The organism is Bacteroides sp. FSHCM14E1, from assembly GCF_019633785.1.
In the GTDB taxonomy this organism is placed as follows: Bacteria; Bacteroidota; Bacteroidia; order Bacteroidales; family Bacteroidaceae; genus Bacteroides; species Bacteroides hominis.
In genome coordinates this window covers 70,743-94,056 of record NZ_JADKYL010000014.1, presented here as the reverse complement: position 1 = coordinate 94,056, position 23,314 = coordinate 70,743, and the positions used below count along the sequence as shown (strand labels likewise).

The window sequence follows — 23,314 nt, the reverse complement described above, 5'->3', positions numbered from 1 at the left end:
ACTATTTACAATCACTCTTTTACTTTCTCAATTTGGCGAATAATACGATATTATTGTCGTTTTCATTGAGAGACTTAATTAAGTCTTGTACCTTTTTCTTTCTGTCAGCTGCCAGTCCTTTCTTATTGACTTCTTTCTCAAGTATTTCTTTCAATGCCAGTGGTTCCATATTAGTGACATAATACCCATTACTGAATGAAGGGTAGATTGTCGAACTGGGAGTAGTAAGGAAGTCGTTGTAAAGACGCACATAATTGCCGTGCAAAGTTTTCTTGTTAACTATGTAATAAGCCGGTTTAGAACTGGAGAATGTGTTCTCGTCTACTTGTACTGGGAAAGATACATCGCCTATGAAATGATTGGGTATCTCATAATAACCGTGCCAAGGCAGATTATCGTTTGATGGATATTTTACAGTAAAACGCCCTTCCAGTTTGTTTTTTGCGGCATTATAGTGGTATAGAGTATCTATACTTGGTTTGGGTATAATTTTGAGTAGCATGACATCATAAGCAGAGGTATTATTTCCCATCAATACTTCGTTGCTGAAATCCTGTGGCATAGAAAGACTGCCCGGTGCTACAAAGTTTTTACGCTTACCCTTTAAATCTTGAGTCCATACTACTGCAGGCCAGTTGGGGAATGGCAAAACGGTGACTGTGACTTCTGATTTAGCAGTATTTACCCGGAATTTTCCTTTGGGAACTCGCAAACATAGGGGAATAGGGTCTAATGCATTGCCTTTTAAGTCAAATACCAATATCTTGTTGCTTTGCCAGGGTAAAATGTAGATGCGGTTATTTGCTTCGTCCAGTTGTTCGGCATATGTATTAAGGTATTCGTTTGGTCCCTGTCCATACGATCCGATAGTGGCAATAAACTTACCCGAACGATCGAATAGTTTGTAAGGGGTCTGTTTGTTATTGCTTACTAAAATATATTTCTCTCCGATGGTCGTTCGTACCCAGTCACCAATAAGCGCTTCATCCCGATTGTCGAGTTTTACAATTTGTAATTCTTCTGTCAACTGGCTCAATGGGAAATTTACGGTATCTTTCAGTGCTTTTAAGTCGCAACTGATCAACGGGCCATTGGGAGTATTCGTAAGTTTGGCAACTGTGGGTGATTTTGCGAGTGGATCGTTGTCCCCCGTTGTAAAAGCAAAAGTTGGCAATAAACAGCAGATTGCCAAACTGTGATAAATCATTCTGGTTTTCATAAGCATAAATAATTAGATGAATAATCAAACGCGTTTTGTAATAGCAAAATTAGCTATTAGTGGGAGGGAGGACAAAAAAACAGGCGGACAAAAATAGACGCTTGACTGTTGCTTAGTTTGTTGTTGCTCAGTGTATTAGTTGTGGACTTTCCTTTTCGTCTGGCGGACAACTATTATCAGAAGCTTTGGAGAATGGCGTCTAAACTGAGAGTTTCATCAGAAATATGCATCTTTTCTGTTTTAATTCGGTACTTGCGTTTAGTGATGGCTGCTTTACTGACACAATAGATATCCGATAGGTCTTGTATGTTCACATTGATCTTTACCAGACAGCAAAAACAAATATCTTTCTCACTGAGTTGCGGATAATTTTCTTGCAGCCGGTCAACGAAATTATTAAATGCATCATTTACCGCTTGTTTTACTTCGCTCCATTCTGCATCATTTACAGTGATTTTCCGGCTGTTTGGACCATCTTCCGGAGAGTTTTCTGTATGGAGGGAAGGAAGCTTCTGGAAGAAAGAGATGTGACGGAATAGGGCTTCACGCATTTCACTTTCTTTATTACGCATGAAAATCTCTTTTTCGCGTAGCGCACTTAGTTCAGCTTCTTTATGCAATAATTCATTCTCGTGTTGCAATCGGCGAGCCTCTTCTTCTGCCTGTTCTGCTTGCAGTTTTCGCTCCGATAGCAATCTTTTCTTCTTTTCCTGATGATAGAAAAATGATATCAGTAGGGCTATGAATAATAGAATAACTGTGATTCCCATCATCCATAATTCTTTTTCTTGCTGAGTGAGACGTAGTTGATACAGTTCATTCTGAAGCTTGGCTTCGTTGTATTTTCTGGTAGTCTCTTCTGTTTTAACGTTTAATGTAAGATTGTCATACAGTATATCTTCATTTTTTGCCAGATAATATGCCTGCTCAGGATATTGCGTCGCATTTATTAACCGGAACAGGCGGGAGGTTGCTTCTGCCGCGATATATGGTGAGGTTGAGATAGCTGCTTGTTTATAATAGTATTGGGCCGAATCCAGTTGGTGCAAGGATTGGAATATTTGTCCGCGGATCAATTGATAGTAAGGTACGTCATAACGATTACGGCGATACGAGCGGAGCTCCAGCATGGATTCCAGTGCTTTGTTGAAATCTTGCTGCTGTAGATGATAATTCACAATATCTTCGGCTATGGAATAGTTTAGATAACGGTATTCTTTTGAAGGGGCAAGCCATTCAAGCATCTTATAATATCCTTCTATTGCTTCGTCTGTCTTTCCCATTTTTTTTAATATTTCCAATCGGCTCCGATGGTCGTAAAATAAAGATAGAGTATCATTAGATGGATTATTCAGTGTCAGTACGCTATTTGCCAGATCAAGGGCTTGCGAATATTTTTTTAGATTAAAGTAGGCAAATTTTTGCATGTTGTAATAATACCTCTGTTGGCTATATGTCATATACTTTTTCTTGTTTTGAAGGGATGAAGCGACATGTAAAACAGAATCCGGCTGGTGCTTGTAAAAGTAACTGTTAGCTTGTTCCAGTTGAGCCTGTAGCCATTGGGCTGTATCTCCATATTGTAAAAAAAGTGGGATGCATACTTTAAGTAGAGAATCTTTGGGCTTTTGAGTTTTCCACAATGTGGCTTTGTATAATTGGAAGCAGTATTCAGCCCGCTGTTTATTGGTTAGATGGTTTGGTTCTTGTATTTGTTGAAGATAAAACAGCATACTGTCTGTAGAGATTTTTTCCATTTCTACAGACTTACTAAGCAAAGTTCGTGTAGAGTCTTTGCATCCGGTCATTCCATATGATAACAAGATAAGACAGAGTGTGATAAGGAGGTTTTCTTTCATTATAACTTTGCTCTTCATAACATTATCCAGCCCAATTCTCTCGATCTAAGTTCCGGTAGCTGATGGCTTCTGCCAAATGCTCTGGTTTTATTTGTTCGCTTCCTTCCAGATCGGCTATCGTACGAGATACTTTCAAGATACGATCATAAGCGCGGGCTGAAAGATTGAGGCGTTCCATGGCATTTTTCAACAGTGACAAACCTTTTGTTTCAGGCTGTGCAAAAGCCGATAGTTGCTTGCTTGTCATTTGAGCATTGCAATAAGTTCCCGGATAACAAGCAAATCTTTCTTCCTGTATCTGTCGGGCCTTGATCACTCTTTGCCTGATGGCTGCACTGGATTCTCCTTGTCGTTGTTCTGAGATCTTTTCAAATGGTACAGGAACTATTTCAATTTGAATATCAATCCGGTCCAGTAGAGGACCAGATATCTTATTCAGGTATTTTTGTACTTGTCCCGGATTACAGACACATGGTTTGGTCGGATGGTTGTAATAGCCACACGGGCACGGGTTCATAGATGCTACCAGCATGAAACTGGCAGGATAGTCAATCGTGCTTTTTACGCGTGAAATGGTGATACGACGGTCTTCAAGAGGCTGACGCAATACTTCGAGCACACTGCGGTTAAACTCCGGTAGCTCGTCCAGAAAGAGGACTCCATTATGTGCCAGGCTGATTTCTCCCGGTTGCGGAAAACTGCCTCCACCCACCATAGCTACTTGTGAGATGGTGTGGTGTGGGTCCCGAAAGGGACGTTGGGATATCAGAGAAGAGTTGCGTCCTAACTTGCCGGCTACTGAATGTATTTTGGTTGTTTCAAGGCTTTCACCTAAGGATAGAGGGGGCAAAATGGAAGGCAACCTTTTTGCCATCATCGATTTACCGCTGCCTGGCGCTCCTACCATAATGAGGTTGTGGCCTCCTGCAGCCGCCACCTCAAGTGCACGTTTCACATTTTCTTGTCCTTTCACATCTGCGAAATCGTATTCAAAGTCACTTTGGCAGGCATAAAATTCTTCACGGGTCTGGACTGTAGTCGGTGTCAGTTCGTGTTTATCATTGATGAATTCAATAACTTCCTGTATATTACTCACTCCGTATACCGACAAGTGATTGACTACTGCCGCTTCCCGTGCGTTTTGCAAAGGAACGATTAACCCGGTAAATCCTTCTTCCCGTGCTTTGATAGCTATGGGTAAAGCTCCTTTGATGGGTTGGATTGTTCCATCGAGACTGAGTTCTCCCATTATCATATAGCGAGATAGTTTCTGGGATGAAATTGTCTCGCTGGCAGCCAACATTCCGATAGCCAATGGCAGATCGTAAGATGAGCCCTCCTTGCGGATATCTGCCGGAGCCATGTTGATAACAATATTGCTGGTAGGCATCTTGTACCCGGTTACTTGCAGGGCGGACAGAATACGCTGGTGGCTTTCTTTAACTGCTGAGTCGGGAAGGCCTACCATGTAGAACATACATCCTCGTGAACTGTTGACTTCTATAGTGATGAGGGTTGCTTCAATGCCTTGTACAGCCGCTCCGAATACTTTTATAAGCACGTGTTTCTAATGATTTTGAGGTTAGTGACTCGATTTTAGCGGTTAGTTCTTCCGGATTTCTTTTCTTCGGTTTTCAGTAATTCTTTTAGTTTATTGGTAAGTGCTTCTCCTTTGATGTCTCTTGCCAGAATTCTGCCGGTTGGCGAGATCAGGATATTGGTTGGTAGCGTCAGTATTGCATATTGCTTCGCTGTTTCTGAGCTTAAACCGGTAAAATCGCATACTTGCTCCCAATTCAGGCTATCTTTACTGATGGCTGTTTCCCATGCTTTCTTATCTATATCAAGCGATATGCCTAATATGGCAAAGTTCTTGTTTCTCTTATATTCCTTATTTAGTCTTTTCAGCTCTGTATTGGTTTCCGATCGTTGGTCACACCACGAGGCCCAGAAATTAAGTAGAAGATATTTGTCTCTGAACTTTTCAGCTGAACGTGATAACTTCTCACCTTTTTTATTGGGTAAACTAAAATAAGGAGCAGATTTACCAACAGTCACTTTTTCCAGTTGATCAATATAGTCGCTGATGTTTTCAATATAAGGACGATCAAGGAGTGCTCCCGTCATGCTTTCGGTTATTTCTTTTATTTTGGTATAATCCGGCTGTGGTATCTGCACAAAATATTTGTCGAGGAGATAAATACTGGCCAGTGAGGAGTTGTGTTGGCGGATAAATGTTTCGGCTTTTTCCTGCATCATTTTATTGGATGCCTGACCCAAACTTTTCTGTTCTTTCATAAAAAGACTCAAGCTTGTGTTCGGTTCATTGCCATCTATGTCCAAATGGCTGAGATCATTGGCATTTCCCTTTATCTTAATTTGGTTTCCTTTGTCCAGGAAGAGCGGATACTCTACATTCCCGTTTATCAGGAGTACAGTTGCTGTGAGCGTATCGATTACTGTCGAATCTACGTTGAGATTGTAGCTAAACTTACCTTCTTGTGCATAAATAGTATCTATGCGATCATATAGAGCGTCTGTTCCATATAAGTAGAGTGTGTCGTTAGTCAGTCCCTTAAGTTCACCTTCCAGACTGATTTGGGTGCTGTTGCTTTTACAGGCAAACAGGCAAAACACGGTAATAAATAGAATCCCTATCTTTCTCATTCTTATTTCTTTTCTGCGAAAGTAAGGGTTTTGTAGATAAAAAAAAAGAATTGCCCGCCATTTATGTGGCGGACAACTCCTTTTTTATATTTTTCTCAATTAAGTCTCGCTTATTTTACGATGTTCATGAAATCAGAATTCGTATAATATTTAGCGAACTCAAGGTCTGTAGCAGCTTTCTTAGCCAAAGCCGGGTTCTTAGCTACAGCGCTCTTCAAGCTGCTTGTCAGCATAGAAGTGTTGTTAGTTCTTGCACCCAGAACAGCCATCAGATAGTCTGTGTAAGCATCCGGAGTTGAGATACCAGCCAAAGTGTTTTTAGCTTTGTTGTAGTCCTTAGCCAGGATCTGTGCCAAAGCAGCACTGTTTGTTTTAGTGTCTCCAAATGCGTTTACTGCTCTTTCGTATTGTCCCTGAGCTACGTACAGGTTACCCAATGTTTCGTTCAGTTCTTTAGCACCGGCAGCTTTACCTAAGTATGACTCAGCAGCAGCTTTGTCACCCTTAGCCAGAGCGATCAAACCTAAGTTCATGTTTACTTCAGGAGCAGCTTTAATGCTTTCTGCCTTTTTCACGTATGATTGAGCCTTGTCCAAATCACCTGCTTGATAAGCCAGTTTACCCAAGTTGTTGAATGCACGGTAGTCATTCGGGAACTGCTGAGAAGCTTTTGTATAGATGTCAGCCTTCTTTGCTGGGTCGTTAGTCAGTGTAGCAGCATACAGGATTTCTTCCAGATTCAACTGTTTCGGATCTGTTGCAGCCAGATTAGCGATTTCTTCATCAGACTTACCGATGATTTCATAGTTCAAAGTCAAACGAGAACGACGCAACTGCGGCAGGATTTCGTCAGCCAAAGTTTTGTATACAGAAGAGATGTTTTTGATTTCTGTCTCTCTTTGTTCCGGATCCTGATACATAGACAGAACACGAAGAATCAGTTCTTTATCCTGAATGTTTGATTTAGAAACCAGTTCCTGGAAACCTTCCCAGTCCTGAGCAGTATATTTAGCATCAACCGGAACTTCGATTTTAGCTTTCTTCAGGTCTTTATTGATCAGTTTAGTTGTGTTACCTTCACGGTTCTCAGCCAAACCTGTGTTCAGTTTCACACCACCATCAGGAGAAGCATAAGCCGAAATTTCGATATTGCTGATCTTTTTGTTTTCTGCATCGTTTACGTTAGCAACTTCCTTGTTGAATTCCTTAGCGGTTTTCAATTCGCTTGAACGGATGTTAGCCTGTTGGATAAGGAACATGATGTTAGCGTTGTGTGCTTCTTTGATGATACGTTGGAAAGCGTCATCACCCAAAGCCGGATTAGCGCTGCTCAAAGTATTGTTAATCAATTCAGAAGTAGAGATCACACCGTCTGCGATCTTCACTGCAGGGATAGCGATTGTTTTTTTTCCAACTTTTGCGTTGAATTCAAGGTACAGTTCAGACTTGGCCATTTCAGGAACATAGTCGAATGTAGTTTTCATCGTGTAATTACCACCCATCTTGTAAGAGATAGTCTGGTCGTTACCTTCTACCTTTTCACCCTGGAATACAGCAGGCTGTCCTTTCACTTGTCCACCTTCCCATTTCAGGACCGGAGTTACTTCAACAACTGCGTTCTTTTTGAAATACTTTTCAGGGAACTTTCCGTTGATAGTCACAGGAACTTTACCACCTACAGCTTCCAGTACCTGAGGAGTCGTAGTGAAGTAATCAGATGACAGTGCACCCATTTTGTTGCTACATGATGACAATGCAACAACCAATGCCATAAGTAAAGGCAAATACAACTTCTTGATCATTTTAGGTATAAATTAAATGTTTGTAATTGAAATTTTGTCTATTCAATACGCATCTGTGGATTGCCCATAAATGCCACGCAAAGATATTAATTCTTATACATTTAGGCAAATACACCCTTAATTTTATTATAATTTAATGAAAACTGTCGCATTCCTGAGCTGTTCAGCATTATTTCTCTCTCTAAATAACGCCAAACCAGACTTTATTGTTTATTGAAATGCCTTTTTTCTTGCCGATATTTGATGTTGCGCGGATGGTGTTCTATGATTTCACTTCGCAGCATATTACGGTCGATATGTGTGTAAATCTCGGTGGTCGAAATTGATTCATGTCCGAGCATACATTGAATAGCTCTCAGGTTGGCGCCTCCTTCAAGAAGGTGTGTTGCGAAAGAATGCCGGAATGTGTGTGGACTGATGTTTTTGGTGATACCTGCCATATCGGCCAGTTCTTTGATAAGATGAAAGATCATGATACGTGATAGGTGTGTTCCCCGTCTGCTTAAAAACAGATAATCCTCATAATCTTTTTTTATGTTAATCCGGTTTCGATCCATGAAATAGTATTTTATTTCCTGAATGGCTCTGGGGGAGATGGGCACCAATCGTTGTTTACTACCTTTTCCTTCTACTTTAATGAATCCTTCATTAAAATAAAGATCTGATAGTTTTAAGTTGGTTAATTCCGAAACCCGTAAACCACAGCTATAGAGTGTTTCCAATATTGCCCGATTTCGCTGTCCCTCATTTTTGCTCAGATCTACAGTTGAGATAATACGGTCTATTTCCTCTACAGTCAATACTTCCGGTAGTTTAAAACCAATCTTGGGACCTTCCAGTAATTCACTCGGATCAGCTTCTATATAATCGGCCATTATCAGAAAATGGAAGAAAGACTTGATGCCGGAAATGATGCGTGCCTGTGACCGGGCATGGATACCGATATCATGCAGTCCGGCTGCAAAACGCTGAAGGTCTTTCAGGCTGATTTCCAGTATATCCACACCTTCGTCCGATAAAAAGTTCAATAGCTTGTCCAAATCCGTCAAATAAGCATCCAATGTGTTTTTGGATAATGACTTTTCCAGTTTCAGATACTGTTGGTACTTTTTGATAATCAACCCTTGCACATCCTTCTTTTTTGTTTTTTCGTCTAATTTCATTTCTTTTTTCTACCTTTGCATCTTGAAATATTGTTCTCGAAGACAAAGGTATTAAAAATAGCAGGATTGTGTTATGAGGATACAAATTATTAATGGTCCCAATATTAATCTTTTGGGCAAGCGTGAACCTTCTATATATGGAAGCGTTACATTTGAAGAGTATTTAGGTGAGCTTCGTAAAAAATATCCCGATGTGGAGTTGGGTTATTTCCAGTCGAACGTTGAAGGAGAAATGATAGATAAAATTCAGCAGACCGGTTTCGATGTGGATGGAATCATTTTGAATGCAGGAGCTTATACGCACACTTCCATTGCTTTGCAGGATGCCATCCGTTCCGTTCCCTCTCCTGTGATTGAGGTTCATATTTCCAATGTTCATGCCCGCGAGTCGTTCCGTCATGTTTCTATGATTGCTTGTGCCTGTAAAGGTGTGATTTGTGGATTTGGATTGAACTCATATCGTCTGGCACTTGAGGCTTTATTAGATAAATAGGTATAAATATAAATAGGTAGATAGATTATGTTGCTGAAACAGACTAAAATCGTAGCTTCCATCTCAGACAGACGTTGCGATGTAGATTTTATAAAAGAGTTGTTTGATGCAGGGATGAATGTGGTTCGTATGAACACAGCTCACGCCAGTCGTGAAGGGTTTGAAGCGTTGATTGCCAATGTTCGTACCGTGTCCAATCGCATCGCTATCCTTATGGATACTAAAGGCCCGGAGGTACGTACCACTGCCAATGCGGAACCAATACTTTATCAGATTGGCGAGAAGGTTAAAATTGTGGGGGATCCCGAACGTGAGACTACCCGTGAATGTATTGCCGTTTCTTATCCGAACTTCGTACACGATTTGAATATAGGTGGGACTATTTTGATTGACGATGGTGATCTTGAGTTGCGGGTTATTGATAAAACGTCCGAATATTTGCTTTGTGAGGTACAGAATGAAGCAACCTTGGGGAGCCGTAAGAGTGTAAATGTTCCCGGGGTCCGCATCAACCTGCCTTCTCTGACTGAAAAAGATCGTAATAACATTCTTTATGCGATAGAAAAAGATATCGATTTCATAGCACATTCTTTTGTACGTAACCGTCAGGATGTGCTTGATATTCGTGAAATTCTGGATGCACACAACAGCGATATCCGTATTATTGCTAAGATAGAGAATCAAGAAGGTGTAGATAATATAGATGAGATTCTGGAAGTCGCTGATGGAGTGATGGTAGCTCGCGGTGACTTGGGTATTGAAGTTCCACAGGAACGCATTCCGGGAATTCAGCGTACATTGATACGTAAATGTATTCTTGCCAAGAAGCCGGTAATCGTAGCTACACAGATGTTACATACGATGATAAATAATCCGCGTCCGACTCGTGCTGAAGTAACCGATATTGCGAATGCTATCTATTATCGTACGGATGCTCTGATGTTGAGTGGTGAAACCGCGTATGGTAAATATCCGGTGGAGGCTGTGAAAACCATGACTAAGATTGCTGCGCAGGCTGAAAAAGACAAATTGGAAGAAAATGATATCCGTATTCCTCTGGATGAGAATAGTAATGACGTGACAGCTTTCCTTGCCAAACAGGCTGTGAAAGCAACTACTAAACTAAAAATACGCGCTATCATTACTGATAGCTATCAAGGGCGCACTGCACGTAATCTGGCTGCTTTCCGTGGTAAATATCCGGTGCTTGCCATTTGTTATAAGGAGAAAACGATGCGTCACCTGGCACTCTCTTATGGAGTGGAGGCGATCTACATGCCTGAGTTGGCCAACGGACAGGAGTATTATTTTGCCGCTCTGCGTCGTTTATTGAAAGAAGGACGTTTACATCCTACTGATATGGTGGGTTATCTGAGTAGCGGTAAAGCCGGGACACAAACCTCTTTCCTTGAGATCAATGTCGTGGAAGATGCTTTGAAGCATGCCGGTGACAGTGTATTGCCTAATAGCAACCGTTATCTGTAGGATGAGATGAAAGAGACCGATCTTTTAGACGAATATATCCTAAAGCATATCGATGAAGAAGGTGAATACCTGAAAGCTCTTTATCGGGATACGCATGTCAAGCTTCTGCGTCCCCGTATGGCTTCCGGTCATCTGCAGGGGCGTATGTTGAAGATGTTTGTTCGTATGATACGGCCTCGTCAGATATTAGAAATAGGAACTTATAGTGGCTATTCCGCCCTTTGCTTGGCCGAAGGACTTGAGGAGGGTGGAATGCTCCACACATTTGAGATAAATGACGAACAGGAAGACTTTACCCGTCCCTGGCTCGAAAATTCAGCTTATGCTGATAAAATTAAATTCTACATTGGAGATGCTCTCCAATTGATACCTGCATTGGGAGTTACGTTTGACCTTGCTTTTGTGGATGGCGATAAACGTAAGTATATTGAATATTATGAGATGACTCTTGCGCATCTTTCTCCCGGAGGATATATCATAGCCGATAACACTTTATGGGATGGTCATGTGCTGGAAGAGCCACATAACAACGACTATCAGACCATCGGTATTAAGGCTTTCAACGAATTGGTGGCACATGATGAACGAGTGGAGAAAGTAATCCTCCCTTTGCGTGATGGACTGACCATTATTCGTAAAAAGTGAGATGTGTATTAGTTGATTACTCTTTAGCATTGGAAGAATAATTCAATAATGAAGATTAAAAATAGTACATATTTTATCTTTCAAACGATATATTTCTCTAATTTTGTGTTCTATTGTAACAAGTGCTAATTGCTTGTTTGATAAAATAATTACGTAGAAAGTTTATGGAAACAACGAGACAGAATAAGATAGCCCGTTTGTTACAGAAAGAACTCAGTGAGATTTTTCTGTTGCAGACCAAGGCCATGCCCGGTGTGTTGGTATCTGTCAGTGCTGTACGTATCAGCCCTGATATGAGCATTGCCCGCGTATATTTAAGTGTCTTCCCTTCTGATAAAAGCGAAGAAATGGTAAAGAATATCAATAATAATATGAAGTCCATCCGTTTCGAACTCGGTACCCGTGTTCGTCATCAGTTGCGCATTATCCCCGAATTGAAATTTTTTGTGGACGATTCGCTGGACTACATTGAAAAGATAGATGCCTTGTTGAAGTGAATCTTCCCTTCTACATAGCCCGGCGATATCTTTTCTCAAAGAAGAAACACAATGCCATTAATATCATTTCGGCTATTTCCGTGTGTGGAGTAGCATTGGCTACGATGGCAATGGTGTGTACACTTTCCGTATTCAATGGTTTTCAGGATACAGTAGCCGATCTGTTTACTGTGTTTGATCCGGAACTGAAAGTGACGATTGCCGAAGGGAAAGTTTTCGATGCACAGGATCCGCGTATTCAGGCTATCCGGCAGATGCCGGAAGTAGATGTGTTGACTGAAACACTTGAAGAGAATGCGATGGTGCAATACAAGGATCGTCAAACAATGGCTGTTATAAAGGGGGTACAAGATAATTTTGAGCAGTTGACTGCGATAGATAGTATCCTTTATGGAGCAGGCGAGTTTTTGTTGAACGATTCTGTTGTGGATTATGGAGTGATGGGGATTGAGCTTGTCTCTACATTGGGGACCGGAATCAGGTTTGTCGATCCTTTGCAGGTATATATTCCTAAAAGGAATGGAAAGGTTAATCTTGCAAATCCGGCTGCTTCCTTTAATATGGATTATTTGTATTCGCCCGGTGTAGTGTTTGTAGTCAATCAGCAGAAGTATGACGGACAGTATATTCTCACTTCGTTGGATTTTGCCCGGCGTTTGCTTGATTATACTACCGAAGTGTCTGCAATAGAACTGAAACTAAAGCCGGGATCTAATATTTCTGTAGTGAAAGAAAAGATCGGGAAGGCGTTAGGAGATGGTTTTGTTATTCGTAACCGTTACGAGCAGCAGGAGGATGTGTTTCGCATCATGGAGATAGAGAAATTGGTTTCGTATTTGTTTCTTACCTTTATTCTCGTGATCGCCTGTTTCAATGTGATAGGTTCGCTGTCGATGCTTATTCTGGATAAAAAGGAAGATGTGAATACACTTCGTAAATTGGGAGCTGACGATCGGCTTGTTTCGCGTATTTTCCTTTTCGAAGGGTGTATGATTTCCTTTTATGGGGCTATAATCGGGATTATACTCGGCTTGGTTCTATGTTGGGTTCAGATGGCCTACGGGATAGTTTCATTGGGTGGAGGTAATGCTGCAGGTAATTTTGTAGTTGATTCCTATCCGGTCAGTGTTCATTTGGGGGATGTCATCGTGATATTTATTACCGTATTTACTGTCGGATTTTTATCTGTCTGGTATCCGGTAAGGTATTTGAGTAAGCGTTTACTGAAAATGTAGAGAACATTTTGATCGATTAAATTGTTCTATTAGTCGATTTCCATTTCTTATTTTTATAGAAATGTTTATTTTTGATTTATTAATGAAAATCATCATGTTTATATATAGTGTTAATAGTATCTCTGTGAAGAGAGAATTGTTATGTAAGTGTAATACCTCTCTATGAAAGAAAGTTTCGTTTTTCATAAAAACTGATGATCGGCGCTGTTCTGTCCCAACGGGGAAGAGCAGCGCTACTTCATTTATAATGAAAGGAATAATGTGTAAAGCTTGATGTTTTTTCTTAGAAACTTCAAAGCATCGGATATGTGGTGTTCCACTGTTCTTTCCGATATTTGCAGTTTCTCTGCAATTTCACGATAAGAAAGTTCTTCGTCCCTGCTCAGACGGAATACTTCCTGTTGCCGGGGTGGTAACATTGAAATAAGTGATTCGATATGTGTCCGTAGATTGGCTGCATCCAGTTCTTCTTCTATATCATATGACTCTTCTACTGCTTCTATCACTGACAGTTGGTAGAAAGCCTCGTTCAGATTCTTGCGGGAGCGGTTAAAAACAAGGTTACGCATGGTGATGAACAGATATCCTGCAAAGTTTTGCTCTTCATCCAAAGACTCTCTGCTCTCCCAGATTTTAATAAAAACCTCTTGAACGATTTCCTCCACATCAACCAAAGAAGTGACATAAAGTCGCGTAAAGTTGTAAACCTTAGCCCAATAAGAGTGGTACAGGAATGCAAAGGCAGCTTTATCATTGCGGGTCTTCAGTTTAATAATTGCTTCTTTTTCGTTCATTAAGAGTTACGTTTGGATTACAAATATAGCATACTCAATTTATAAAACAGAAAAAAAGCGGAAAACATATAGGGGGGAATTTTATAAATTGTGTATTTATGGATAGATTTATAAATATAGCTTGGGCTTTTGGAAAGAAATATAAAGAATATGAAGATTTCTAATAAATACGATCAGCTTGTCCGCAAATTGATTGCCGGTAAGTCTTCTCCGGGAGAAGTAGAAGAGCTGGCGCACTGGGATGTTGTGGAGACAAAGATGAAAAAACAATTTGATGCTGCAAGGAATATAGTGGATGATGCTGCTGTTGAAAGTAGGATTTGGAATAAGATTGATTCCAAATGTCAGACTCCTTTTGAACGTAAGCAACGGCTCCAGCTCAGGTACTTGAAGATTGCTCTCGCTGCATGTATTACAGTGTTATTGGTTGTTGGGGGAAGTATCTTCTTTTTTAATGAGGAGCCTGTCACTTCGCAACATATCATTGAGTATACTGAGATTGTTTCTTCAAATAGCCGGTTGTACGTGCTCCCCGACAGTTCAAGGGTTTGGATGCAAGCCGGAAGTCGAATCCGTTTTTCACAGGACTTTATGGATAAACGGGAAGTCTGGTTGGAGGGAGAGTCTACTTTTGAGGTAACCAAACGTAAGGGACGTAATTTTAAGGTATATATTGATCAGGCATTTGTAGAAGTCAAAGGGACGGTTTTTCGTGTTCAGTCCACCCGGCAGTATGGTGCGGAAGTGACTCTTTTCAGTGGAAAGGTTGATTTCAACGCTAAGGCTTCGCAGAGGAAGATTGAAATGAAACCTTTGCAACAGGTTATTTTTCATCCCGAAAAGGATGAAGTGATATTAAAGAATATAGGTAATATCAGTTGGGATGAGGGACGTTACAAATTTGTCGACATGCGTATGGATGATTTGATAGAAGCCATTCATGATATTTACCATATTCCGGTAGAGCTCGACGAGAAAGTATCCCGAAATGACTTGTTCACAGGCTATATGCGTTATGATGACCCCGCATCTAAAGTTATCGAAAAGATTTGTATCAATATGAATTTGAAATTTAGAAAAGAAACACAGAGAATCATTATTTATAAATAATCGCTTTTTTATCAATCACTAATTAATCGTATAATCAAAAAAATGAAAGACATGAGACAATGTTTTAGCGTCTGTAACAGGCGTTTTCTGGCAGGCGTAATTATGTTTATGCTCCTGTATCCTATGTCCGTTTTTGCCGTGCAGGGACAGATAGCCGTGCAGGGAAAGGCAATGAGCATTAAACAGGCCATCCAGGTTATTGAAAAGAACAGTAAATATACGTTCTTTTACAAGGCAGCCGATTTGGGTAATGCAAAGATCCGTGACATCAATTGTGAAGGCTCCATAGAGGAGGTACTGAATGTGCTGTTTAAAGACAGTGGTATCAGCTATGTCATCAAGGGCAATGAAGTTATTCTGAAGAGTGCTCCGGAGGTAGTTTCCACACCACAGCAGAGTAATAAGATCGTTGTAAAAGGTAATATCAGGGATAACCTGGGAGAATCGATTATTGGTGCTACCATTATGGAAAAAAACAATGCCCAGAATGGTACGATCAGTAATGTAGAGGGAAATTTCTCTTTGTCGGTAAATCCGGGTGCTGTTATCGTTATCTCTTATATCGGTTATGTAACACAAGAAGTGAAAGCCGTGGCCGGTGTTCCTTTGAAGATAGTGCTGAAAGATGACTCTCGTACCTTAGACGAAGTAGTGGTAGTCGGTTTCGGTTCACAAAAGAAAGCAAACCTGACAGGTGCTGTTTCATCTATCAAAATGGATGAGATTATCGGGGACCGTCCTATTATGACAGCTTCCGATGCATTGCAAGGTACGGTTCCGGGACTGCTGGTATCTAATAGCGGGAATGCACCGGGTAGCGGAAAGTCATTCCAACTGCGTGGTGCCTATTCAGTAGGTATCAAGAATAGCGACGGAAGCTATGGTGCCAATGTCGCGCCTCTTATCTTGATTGATAATGTAGAGGGTAGCCTCGACATGTTGAATCCGGAAGATATCGAAACGGTGACGGTACTGAAAGATGCTGCTTCGGCAGCTATTTATGGTGCGCGTGCGGCCGGTGGTGTGGTTCTGGTGACTACTAAGCGCCCGAAAGAAGCTACGGCTTTCCGCCTGAACTATAACAATAATTTCGGTTTTGCTACTGCAATGAATCTGCCGAAGCAAGCATCGTTAATGGATTACCTGCAGGCTTATCAGGATGGAGGATATTCTGATGCTTATTGGTCTTATGGTTCACCCAGTGTTTCAAAATGGAAGGAATACCTGACACAGTACAGGCAGGATCCTTCATCTATCAAAACTGTAGGTGATGGTATTTTTGCCGATACGGACGGAGCCTTATATTATCTGAACGAACATGATCCATATAAGAATTTTATGGAGACCAGTTTCCAGATGAATCATAATCTTTCTGTATCCGGCGGTACAGATAAGTTGCGTTACCGTATGTCAGCCGGATATGTATCTACGGACGGTGTTTTGATTACCGATAAAGATACGTATGAACGTCTGAATATCAATTCTTATATTTCTGCTGATATTACCAAATGGTTTACTCAGGAACTGACAATGAGCTATGCGCGTACCAATCAGTCACAACCGAGTTCCGGTCTGGGAAGCATGTTCGGTAGTAATCAGGTTTCTTATCAACCGGAAGGTAATATGCCTGCGGACGTTTGTTCTACAATCTCTCAGGATTTGCCTTTCAATACACCGCGCAATCAGGTGTTGTTGGCGAATAAATGGAAAAAGTCGTATGACAATCCGCGTGTTTTCGTGAAATCTATTTTGAAGCCATTCAAAGGCTTTGAAGGGGTATTTGAATACACGTTTGACAAAAACATGTATGACTATAATTTCTATACCGGAAAAACTCAGTATACAGACATACAGGGAGGTAACAACATCTGGAATGCTGCAAAAGACTATTTGCAGAAAGAAAAACAGTTCACCGATTACAATGCCTTCAATATTTATGGTACATATAAGTTTGATATTAAGAAAGACCACCATTTTAGCGTAATGGCCGGTTTCAACCAGGAGTCTAAATATACGGAAGGAGTAAATGTGCTGTCTTACAATCAAGCTGTTATCGAAGTGCCGGCCTTAGGCTCAGGTACTGGTGACCTGAAAGCGACAGACAGCTATAATGAATATTCTGTTCGTGGCGGATTCTTCCGGGTTAATTATAACTACATGGATAAATATTTGCTGGAGGTGAACGGGCGTTATGACGGATCATCCAAATTCCCGAAAGATTCCCGTTTCGGTTTCTTCCCGTCTGTATCTTTGGGATGGAACGTGGCTCAGGAAAAGTTTATGGAGGTTACACGCAATTATATTGATGGTCTGAAGATTCGTGCATCTTATGGTGTGATCGGCAACCAGAATGTAGTGAACTATGCATATTTCCCGACTATGAGTGTCAGTAACAAGTACAACGGCTGGTTGTCAGGCGGTGATTATGTAACTGCCATTAACTCTTTGCCGAATCTGGTAAGTACAAGTTTTACCTGGGAGAAAGTAGCGACTACTGATATCGGTTTGGATCTGAATATGTTTGGCAATCGTCTGAATGCCGTGTTCGATTGGTATCAGCGTGACACAAAAGGAATGTTGGCACCGGGTATGCAGCTTCCTGCTGTTGTGGGTGCAAGTTCTCCTTTCCAGAATACAGCTGATATGCGTACCCGTGGTTGGGAACTGGCTGTGAACTGGAGAGACCGCATCGGTAAATTCAACTACCGTGTCGGATTCAATCTTTCTGACAGCTACTCTGAAATCACTAAGTACGATGACAATGCTGCTTCTAAATTGCTGAGTAATTTCTATCCGGGACAAAGACTGGGTGAGATCTGGGGATATGAAGTAGACGGATTCTATACAGTAGATGATTTTGTAGATACCAACAGCTGGAAACTTAAAGACGGGGTAGCCTCTATTAAAGGTGTCAGCCCGCGTCCCGGTGACTTGAAATTCAAGAATCTCCGTGATGACGATAAGAGTACGAACCAGATCGACAGCGGAGACGGTACATTGGATAACCCCGGTGACCAGAAAGTAATAGGTAATAGCCTGCCTAAATACCTGTATGGTATTACTCTCGGTGCCAATTATAAAGGTTTCGACCTGAATATTATGATGCAGGGTACCGGTCAACGTGATGCATGGATTGCCAACAACCTGGTATTCCCGATGTACATTTACTCAGTGAATGATATCAAGTACCAACCGTTATTTGACGGTCTGACCGACTACTGGAAACCGGTAGATGCCGCCAATGGAGATTATACTGCTGTAAATCCGAATGCAAAATATCCACGTATGTACGGACAGAATCCGACAGTCGGCTCCAACTATGGACGTAAGACAGACAGATACTTATCTAACGCCGCTTACTTCCGCATCAAGAACGTTACTTTGTCGTATACTGTTCCTAAAACATGGATATCCCGAATCGGCTTGAATCAGTTGAAGGGTTTTGTCAGTGTAGAGAATCTGGCAACTTTCTCTTCATTGCCTTCAGGTATCGATCCTGAAACCTTGAGCTGGAACTATCCGGCATTCCGTACTGTTTCGTTCGGTATCAACTTTACATTATAAACGCATAACCAAGAATTAAAAATGAAAAAGATATATCTATCATTGGCTATTTTAGCCGGAATCGGACTGGCCGGATGTAATGACAGCTTTTTGGAGCATGCGCCTGTCACCAGTCTGACAGAGAATAATGCTTTTAAATCTTACGATAACTTTAAGTCGTTTGCATGGCCCTGCTATGAGATATTCAAAGACAATAATATAGCCAATACAATCAACGGAACCGGGCAAGGATCTTGTTACGCAGGTGATATGAATGCCGGATACTTGGAGAGTCGTGCCAATGAGTCAGGTAATGACTATGCTTTCGGAAGGGTGCAGAGTGTGGCTTCGGGCAATGGCTGGGGATTTTCCGGCACATTCCGTCGTGCTAACATCTTGCTTGCCAATATCGATAAGTCAGAAATGACTGATGCTGAAAAAGACCATTGGCGTGCGGTGGGATATTTCTTCCACTCATATTGGTACATGGAGCTTATCAACCGTTTCGGGGCAGTGCCTTGGGTCAATACGGTTCTTAACGAAAGTTCTCCCGAAGCTTACGGCCCCCGTGTTGACCGTGAGATTGTAGCAGACTCCGTATTGAATCGTTTGAAATGGGCTGAAGCGAATATCGGGGATTTTGAGAAACAAGACGGTGCGAATACCATCAATCGTGATTGTATTCGTGCAGCTATCTCACGATTTACGTTGCGTGAAGCCACTTGGCGCAAATATCACGGAATGGAGGGTGCCCAGAAGTTCTTTGACGAATGTATCCGGGTGTCTCGCCTGTTGATGAATGATTATCCTACTCTTTACTACGGAACAGACGGTCAGCCTGCAGCCGGATATGGGGAGATGTGGACTACAGAAGATTTGGGCAAAGTGCCGGGAGTCATTCTGTACATGGAGTTTGTTCAGGACATCAAGATGGCCAACTTCAGTGCATTGGAACACATGGATAGCCATAATGTGGAGATGAACCAGCACACAGTTGATCTCTATCTGTGTAAGGACGGTAAGCCGATTGCTACTTCTGAGAACTATCATGGAGACAAAACGCCATACGCTACTTTCCGCGACCGTGACCCGCGTTTATATCATGTGGTGATGCCTCCGTATAAAGTAAAAGCAAAGGCCAAGACGAAAGATGATCCCAGAACATGGGATTATACCGATGATCCTGCCGACCGTGAATACATTGACATAATGGGACCTAACGAATCGTGTGATAACCCCGGTATCGGTATGAAACGTCTGCCCGGACAGAATTGGGCAGCCTCACTGGTTCCTTCTTCACCCAACTTTATGGGAGGTATCGGAGCTACAGGTTTCGTGAGAAGCCGTTCGGGATATTACTTCTGGAAGAACTGGAGCAACTGGGAAACGAACCGAAATGGAGGTATCACTCTGAACACATCGGATAAACCTATCTTCAAAATAGAAGAGGTATTGCTGAATTATGCTGAGGCTATGTGCGAGACAGGGCAGTTCACTCAGGCAGTGGCCGACGAGTCTATCAATAAACTACGTAAACGTGCCGGTGTGGCAGATATGAAGGTTGCCGAGATCAACGATAGCTTTGACCCGAATCGTGGCCGCTATTACCCGAAAGGTAATGAACAAGGTGTTCTGGTAGATCCTGTTTTGTGGGAAGTCCGTCGTGAACGTATTATCGAGTTAATGGGTGAAGGCTTCGGATTCTATGATATCCGTCGTTGGAGAATGGCTCCCTGGTTCCTTAATCGTCAGCTCAAAGGAATGTGGATGACGAAAGATAAGTTCAGACATGGTGCCCAGTTCTTGCTGGATGAAACGACCGGCGGACCGGATCCTGCCGACGGAGCCATGACAGAAGGATATATCTATCTGCAACCCGACCCTATCAAAGCAGGCGAAGGCTGGCAGGAGAGATATTATCTTTATGAAGTTCCCAGCCAGGAGATTATTCTGAATCCTGCACTTGCACCTAACAATCCGGGATGGGAATAACTGAAGCGGAATATAAATGAACCAAACTCACCACAGATTACACAGATTATTTAACTTAGCTCTCAGTGAAATAAATTATTAATCTGTGAAAATCCGTGTAATCTGTGGTGAAATCGAAATAAACCCAACGAATGAACCAGAAAATCATTTATAGCAGTGCATTGCTTGTCGGGCTGGGTAGCTCGCAAGCATTTGCCCATCAAGAGAAGGCACATGACCCTCAAAAACCGAATATCATCTTTATCATGTGCGATGATATGGGGTATGGAGATTTGGGTTGTTACGGACAGCCATACATCAGTACGCCCAACATCGACAACATGGCCCGTGAAGGTATGCGCTTTACGCAAGCCTATGCCGGAAGTCCGGTGAGCGCACCTTCGCGTGCGTCGTTGATGACCGGACAGCATACCGGGCATTGTGAAGTACGTGGCAATAAAGAGTATTGGACTCAAGCATCTACGGTGATGTATGGCGATAATAAAGAATTCTCGGTTGTCGGACAACACCCTTATGATCCGGAACATATCATTTTGCCTGAGATCATGAAAGGTAACGGATATACTACCGGTATGTTTGGCAAATGGGCAGGGGGGTACGAAGGTTCTGTGTCCACTCCGGATAAAAGGGGAATCGATGAATATTACGGATATATCTGTCAGTTTCAGGCTCACCTCTATTATCCCAATTTCCTGAACCGTTATAGCCAGTCGTTGGGCGATACGGGTGTCGTACGTGTTGTGATGGAAGAGAATATCAAATATCCGATGTACGGTCCCGATTATCATAAACGTACTCAATACTCAGCCGATTTGATTCATCAGAAAGCGATGGAATGGATCGATAAACAGAATGAAGATCAACCTTTTTTCGGTGTTTTCACCTATACTTTGCCTCACGCAGAACTGGTGCAGCCGGAAGACTCTATTCTGAACCATTACAAGACACAGTTTACTGATGATAAAGCTTTTGGTGGTCAGAAGGGGTCCCGATATAACGCTATCACCCATGTACATGCGCAGTTTGCAGGTATGATCACCCGTTTGGACCATTATGTGGGTGAGGTCCTGAAGAAGTTAGAAGAGAAAGGATTGGATAAAAATACGATTGTCATCTTTACCAGTGATAATGGTCCCCACGAGGAAGGCGGGGCCGATCCCACTTTCTTCGGGCGTGACGGGAAGTTGCGTGGCTTGAAACGCCAGTGTTACGAGGGCGGTATCCGTGTTCCGTTTATTGTTCGTTGGCCCGGTCAGGTTGCTGCCGGAACAGTGAATGATCACCAATGTGCTTTCTACGACGTCATGCCTACCTTGTGTGATTTGACGGGTGTGAAGAATTTCCCGAAAAAATATGTGAATAAGAAGAAAGAATCCGATTATTTTGATGGTATCTCTTTTGCCCGGACTCTGTTGGGTAAGAAGAACCAGAAGAAACATGATTTTCTTTATTGGGAATTTAATGAAACGAACCAGATAGGCGTACGCATGGGAGATTGGAAAATGGTTGTTAAGAAAGGTATTCCTTTCCTTTATAATTTGGCAACAGATATCCATGAAGACCATAATGTAGCTGCCGAGAATCCGGATATTGTGAAGAAAATGGTTGGAATTATCCACCGGCAACATACGGAAAATCCGAATTTCAAGGTAACGTTACCTGCCGTGATGTAAGAAGGTGCTTAGTAAGAAGTTATATCAAGCGCCATCCTTTATCCTCTATTCAGAGGAAGGATGGCGCTTTTAATTTGATGGTTTAAAATGTGGTTTGGTATCAAAATGTTTGATATTCTACTTATTTGCTGACATCCACTTTGGCGAAATGTAGCGAAATAGAGGAGGAATCATCGGATATTTCTTTTTAGATCACTTGTTACCGGGAAATAATGTGAGAGGTGCCGGCACGAAGTTAACTTCCTGCCGGCAAATAACTAACTTCCTGTCGGCAGAGAATTAATTTCCTGAGAGTAGGAAGTTAACTTCTTATTAATAATAAGTTTGTTTTCTGATGAAAAACGCACTTTTTTTCTTGGAAAAGCCTTTAATTCAGGGGAAGAAAGTGGCTTTTTTTTCTATAATAAAGTTTTAGAGGCCTCTTTTTTTAATATCATTCTGAACGTTCGTTTGTTATCTGGCTTTCTTGTGAATAGTAAATGGGATCGGCTAATTATCTTTCTTATAGTATTTCACTGTATTTGGTGGCTATGTGATTTTTAGAACAACGCTATTTCTGAGTTTTTTTATTCTTTCTTTGTTATTGGTGTGCAAAAAAACGACTCTAAAGGGTGTTTAAAATACATTTAGACAAAATGACAAAAAGCTATCGCGGATTTATTTACTTGAATATATTTTTATTGCAACCTTTTTGTATTGGTTGATGTTTAATCTCTAAGATAGAACAAGATGTCAGAATGTTTTTTCTATAACCTTGTGTCGTCCATTGAATAGTTTTGTAGCTGATTCTACGATTTATTCAAAGAATTTAGGGGCAATGAATCGGTTGAATATAGATGAATGGCATAAGAGGTATGGCACATTTGATACAGGCTGTTCTTATGATCGCATTGCTGAATTTACAGAATAGCTTCCTAAGCGATATTGAAGGTCTTGATTTAAGTGTTGGGTAAAAATAATGTGTTTTAATAACTCAAGCGGTGTATATGAATCCGGAATTTATCACTTTCGATGAGGCTACTCTTTTTTAGATGCCATCAATGAAAAAGAAATTATAGAGAGTATGAAAGAATTAATAATAAATTACGTATAGAATAAAACACAAACTCCTCAGACTACTTCTGTCTGAGGAGTTCG

General features: G+C 41.5%; 16 protein-coding genes. 9 read left to right on the top strand and 7 right to left on the bottom strand.

The window, feature by feature from the left end; translation table 11 throughout:
• Positions 1-19 precede the first annotated feature (19 nt).
• The 6 genes from ISX59_RS18120 to xerD all read right to left on the bottom strand — a co-directional run bounded on the left by ISX59_RS18120 (position 20) and on the right by xerD (position 8,710).
• Positions 20-1,219: a 6-bladed beta-propeller gene (locus ISX59_RS18120; protein ID WP_005811787.1), complete on the bottom strand. Its 1,200-nt coding sequence runs from the start codon at positions 1,217-1,219 to the stop codon at positions 20-22.
• Between the two features lie 176 nt (positions 1,220-1,395).
• Positions 1,396-3,078 carry a hypothetical protein gene (locus ISX59_RS18115; RefSeq protein ID WP_032539116.1) on the bottom strand — a complete coding sequence of 561 codons (1,683 nt, stop codon included), beginning with the start codon at positions 3,076-3,078 and terminating at the stop codon, positions 1,396-1,398.
• A gap of 22 nt (positions 3,079-3,100) precedes the next feature.
• Entirely contained in the window at positions 3,101-4,639 is a 1,539-nt protein-coding gene (locus ISX59_RS18110) for a YifB family Mg chelatase-like AAA ATPase (RefSeq protein WP_005781730.1), read from the bottom strand.
• Between the two features lie 35 nt (positions 4,640-4,674).
• Positions 4,675-5,745: a TlpA disulfide reductase family protein gene (locus tag ISX59_RS18105; protein ID WP_032539117.1), complete on the bottom strand. Its 1,071-nt coding sequence runs from the start codon at positions 5,743-5,745 to the stop codon at positions 4,675-4,677.
• A 110-nt stretch (positions 5,746-5,855) separates the two neighbouring features.
• On the bottom strand, positions 5,856-7,547 hold the full coding sequence (locus ISX59_RS18100) for a tetratricopeptide repeat protein (protein WP_005811783.1): 1,692 nt from the start codon (positions 7,545-7,547) through the stop codon (positions 5,856-5,858).
• A 203-nt stretch (positions 7,548-7,750) separates the two neighbouring features.
• Positions 7,751-8,710 carry a site-specific tyrosine recombinase XerD gene (xerD, locus tag ISX59_RS18095; RefSeq protein WP_005811782.1) on the bottom strand — a complete coding sequence of 320 codons (960 nt, stop codon included), beginning with the start codon at positions 8,708-8,710 and terminating at the stop codon, positions 7,751-7,753.
• A gap of 73 nt (positions 8,711-8,783) precedes the next feature.
• Between xerD and aroQ the strand changes: the two genes are divergently transcribed.
• The 5 genes from aroQ to ISX59_RS18070 all read left to right on the top strand — a co-directional run bounded on the left by aroQ (position 8,784) and on the right by ISX59_RS18070 (position 13,065).
• Entirely contained in the window at positions 8,784-9,203 is a 420-nt protein-coding gene (gene aroQ, locus ISX59_RS18090; RefSeq protein ID WP_005781735.1) for a type II 3-dehydroquinate dehydratase, read from the top strand.
• Positions 9,204-9,230: 27 nt separating this feature from the next.
• Positions 9,231-10,688, top strand: coding sequence for a pyruvate kinase (gene pyk, locus ISX59_RS18085; RefSeq protein WP_005781737.1), 1,458 nt, complete (start codon positions 9,231-9,233; stop codon positions 10,686-10,688).
• Positions 10,689-10,694: 6 nt separating this feature from the next.
• On the top strand, positions 10,695-11,333 hold the full coding sequence (locus tag ISX59_RS18080) for an O-methyltransferase (protein WP_005811781.1): 639 nt from the start codon (positions 10,695-10,697) through the stop codon (positions 11,331-11,333).
• 164 nt (positions 11,334-11,497) lie between these two features.
• Positions 11,498-11,830, top strand: coding sequence for a 30S ribosome-binding factor RbfA (rbfA, locus tag ISX59_RS18075; protein ID WP_005781741.1), 333 nt, complete (start codon positions 11,498-11,500; stop codon positions 11,828-11,830).
• Positions 11,827-13,065 (top strand): FtsX-like permease family protein, encoded by a 1,239-nt coding sequence (locus ISX59_RS18070; protein WP_005781743.1) that lies wholly within the window; start codon positions 11,827-11,829, stop codon positions 13,063-13,065. Before rbfA ends, ISX59_RS18070 begins: the two co-directional genes overlap by 4 nt.
• Positions 13,066-13,307: 242 nt before the next feature.
• Here the strand turns inward: ISX59_RS18070 and ISX59_RS18065 are convergent, their stop codons facing one another.
• Positions 13,308-13,859 (bottom strand): RNA polymerase sigma-70 factor, encoded by a 552-nt coding sequence (locus tag ISX59_RS18065; RefSeq protein ID WP_005781745.1) that lies wholly within the window; start codon positions 13,857-13,859, stop codon positions 13,308-13,310.
• Positions 13,860-13,988: 129 nt separating this feature from the next.
• Here ISX59_RS18065 and ISX59_RS18060 point away from each other — a divergent pair, with 129 nt between their 5' ends.
• The 4 genes from ISX59_RS18060 to ISX59_RS18045 all read left to right on the top strand — a co-directional run bounded on the left by ISX59_RS18060 (position 13,989) and on the right by ISX59_RS18045 (position 22,177).
• Positions 13,989-14,969, top strand: a complete 981-nt coding sequence (locus tag ISX59_RS18060; RefSeq protein WP_032529846.1) for a FecR family protein — start codon at positions 13,989-13,991, stop codon at positions 14,967-14,969.
• Between the two features lie 51 nt (positions 14,970-15,020).
• A complete protein-coding gene (locus ISX59_RS18055) occupies positions 15,021-18,533 on the top strand; it encodes a TonB-dependent receptor (RefSeq protein ID WP_005811775.1) in 3,513 nt (1,170 codons plus the stop codon).
• Positions 18,534-18,554: 21 nt separating this feature from the next.
• The gene (locus ISX59_RS18050; protein WP_005781752.1) at positions 18,555-20,504 is read left to right on the top strand and encodes a RagB/SusD family nutrient uptake outer membrane protein; all 1,950 of its coding nucleotides are present in this window, start codon (positions 18,555-18,557) and stop codon (positions 20,502-20,504) included.
• A 131-nt stretch (positions 20,505-20,635) separates the two neighbouring features.
• The gene (locus ISX59_RS18045; protein ID WP_032539118.1) at positions 20,636-22,177 is read left to right on the top strand and encodes an arylsulfatase; all 1,542 of its coding nucleotides are present in this window, start codon (positions 20,636-20,638) and stop codon (positions 22,175-22,177) included.
• Positions 22,178-23,314: the final 1,137 nt, after the last annotated feature.